General features: G+C 46.6%; 3 protein-coding genes. 1 reads left to right on the top strand and 2 read right to left on the bottom strand.

Features of this window, described 5'->3' with window-relative positions; translation table 11 throughout:
• The coding region (locus LPKJCM_RS11380; protein ID WP_165758608.1) for a transposase at positions 1-293 on the top strand (293 nt) is incomplete at its 5' end.
• A gap of 303 nt (positions 294-596) precedes the next feature.
• Here LPKJCM_RS11380 and nadC read toward each other — a convergent pair.
• Complete coding sequence (gene nadC / locus LPKJCM_RS11370; RefSeq protein WP_057962187.1) at positions 597-1,436, bottom strand: carboxylating nicotinate-nucleotide diphosphorylase; 840 nt, start codon at positions 1,434-1,436, stop codon at positions 597-599.
• Entirely contained in the window at positions 1,433-2,620 is a 1,188-nt protein-coding gene (locus LPKJCM_RS11365) for an MFS transporter (RefSeq protein ID WP_057962186.1), read from the bottom strand. The genes nadC and LPKJCM_RS11365 overlap by 4 nt, the downstream gene beginning before the upstream one ends.
• Positions 2,621-2,864 lie beyond the last annotated feature (244 nt).

Raw genomic sequence — 2,864 nt, 5'->3', positions numbered from 1 at the left:
CCTTCAAAACAGCTTATGAAACCTACATCGATCTCCACGATGCTTTGATGGGGCGTCACGCTGATGAACTCAAGAATATCATCACTAACTATCAGCCTAACGGCACGCCCCTAGATACGGCCATGCATACCCTACGAAAGAATCTTAATGGAGTAATTAACGCCGCCAAATCGTCCTACTATAACGGACCGATAGAGGGCATCAACCGTAAGATCAAGGAGCTCAAACGTGCTTGTTATGGCTTCTCCAATCAGGCCAATATGTTCACACGCGTCTACCAGCTGATTGCCTAGATTATCTACCACAATAACGTCACGATGGTAGGCTTATTTGTTATGCCTTCAAGTACGATATTCAGACAACACACCAGATTAAACGCCGCAACTAATAAAACAACAAAAAAGATCTCCCACACGAGGAGATCTCCAAAGGATAGAAACTATCCTTCAACACCATTTGACAAACTTCCAGTTTATGAGCAATGGCGCGGAGGTTATTGATAAATCTTAATAAAAAGATAAAGACCGTCAACGATTTAATCGAGTGAAGGATCCAATTGGTCTGTTTAAATTCTGCGAAGCGCTAACCGTATTGGGCTAACTTTTAACGGCTCCGGCAACCAGAAAACTGATATCGAGTGGTGTCACGTCGTTGGTTAGATTGCCAATCGAAATGAAGTCGGCGCCGCAGCCCTTAAAGGTGCTGATTGATTCGGCGGTGATCCCTCCAGATGCTTCGACCTTAATCGTTTTTGGGACGAGCTGGCGCCACTGCTTGATCGTTTCAGGGTTCTGATTATCAAACATGATGACATTGGCACCGCCAGCAACGGCTTGGCGAAGTTCTTCTTCGGTTTCCACTTCGACCTCAACTGGGGTGAGGGGGCCGACATGCCGTTTAACGGCCGCAAGCGCCTGGGTCACCCCGCCCGCTAAGGCAATATGGTTGTCCTTTAACATAATCCCGCCAGTTAGGTCAAAACGGTGATTGAAGCCGCCGCCAACGCTGACGGCGTACTTATCAAATAATCGCAAGCCGGGAGCAGTTTTACGAGTATCCGTAATTCGAATGGTCGCATCGTCCAATAGCTTGACGAAGTGTGTCGTCTGGGTGGCAATCCCGCTCATTCGCTGAATTAAGTTAAGGGTGACCCGTTCACCAGATAGTAGGGTTTGGGCTGTCCCGGAAACTGTGCCAATGATGTCGCCGGCCTTAACCGGAGCGCCTTCCGGAATTCGTGGTTTATAGGTTGCGTGACCCAGTAAGTCATAAGTTGCCTGGGGAATTTCTTGACCGCAAATAATGCCACTCTGCTTGGCGATAAATGATCCAGATAGGGGGGTTCCGCCTGGCAGAAACGCGACACTGAGATCCCCGAAACCTAAATCTTCTTTCAAAAATTCGCTGATTTTTTCCTTTAAGACGATGGGATTCATTGGTTGACCTCCCCGTTAGGTTGCTGATCAGCGCTGGGCAATGCCAAAACGGCAATCGAACCGATCAACAGTGAAACCATAAAAATGACGAAGATAATACTAATACTAATTTGGTGATCCATTAAGACCCCAATTAAGAGGGGGCCAAAGATTGCGCCAATGCGGCCAATTCCTTGCGCCATGCCGGTCATGGTTCCCCGAATATTGTGAGCATAGAGTTCCGGCGTCAATGCGATAATGGCCCCGTATGCGCCTAAGTTAAAGAAGGAAAGGACACAGCCAGAAATCACGATGAGAAGGGCTGACGCTGATTGGCCAAACATGATGGCGCCAAAGGCCGTTCCCAGCATATAAATGGCAAAGACGTACTTGACCCGAATGCGCTTGGCTAACCACGATGCGCAGAGGTACCCCGGTAATTGGGCAACGACGATGATCGTGGTGTAACCAAAGCTGTTCACGATACCATAGCCCTTATCAACCATGATACTTGGTAACCACATGAACATACCGTAGTAACTGAACATCACCATAAACCAAGCAAGCCAAAGCATCAGTGTCCAGGGTTTAAAAGTGGTTTTCAGACTAACAAGCCAGTGTTGAGTTCCGGTGCTCTTCGGTGCTGTTTCATGAATGTGTTTTCGTAAAACAATTGCAAAAACCCCGGCGATTGCGGTTACCACAAGAATTCCCCGCCATCCTAGAACCGGCGTTAGGAGAAATGATAAAAATGACGCCACCAACCAGCCGAGGGCCCAAAAACTATCTGCCAGAATTAGCATCTGCGAACGTTTAGTCCCCCTGTAAATGTCGGCAATGTAGGTGGCCGCAACCGGTAATTCCCCGCCAAGCCCCATGCCAACGAAGAAGCGAATGCCTAAAAATGTGTAAAAACCTGGTGAGATGGCCAAAATCAGGTTGCCGATTGAGAATGTCAGCAAGGTGGCGATCAAGGTATTCTTGCGGCCAATCCGATCGGCTAAGTGGCCAAAATAAAATCCACCACAGACCATGCCAATGGTGCTGACTGAACTAATCAGGCCGGTTTGTGAATTAGATAGTGCCCATTGCTGATGGACGATGGGCATAATAAATGATAGCAACCCGACGTCCATGGCATCAAATAACCAAGCCGTGCCAATAATTAAGAAGATGAACGTGGGGCGTTGTTGCGTGTTATCCATAATAAATGCAAGCTCCCTTCAATTAATAAAAGTACCAAGTACTTTTAAACGAGTAAAATAAAAGTAGGTTTTACTTTAAATAAGAGAATACACGGATTCTGTGAAAACATCAAGTAAGGTAGATTGTAAAATTAATCCGAACGCTGTTCGGACAAAAAAGATCAGCTTCCTTTAAAATGGTGTTTACCACAAACCCATCTTTTAGGAGCTGATCTTTTGTCTAGTATAACCTATTCCGAACGAA

The sequence above is a fragment of the Lentilactobacillus parakefiri genome (genome assembly GCF_002157585.1).
GTDB lineage: Bacteria > Bacillota > Bacilli > Lactobacillales > Lactobacillaceae > Lentilactobacillus > Lentilactobacillus parakefiri.
The sequence above is the reverse complement of the archived record's forward strand: the minus strand, read 5'-3'. Positions and strand labels throughout refer to the sequence as shown.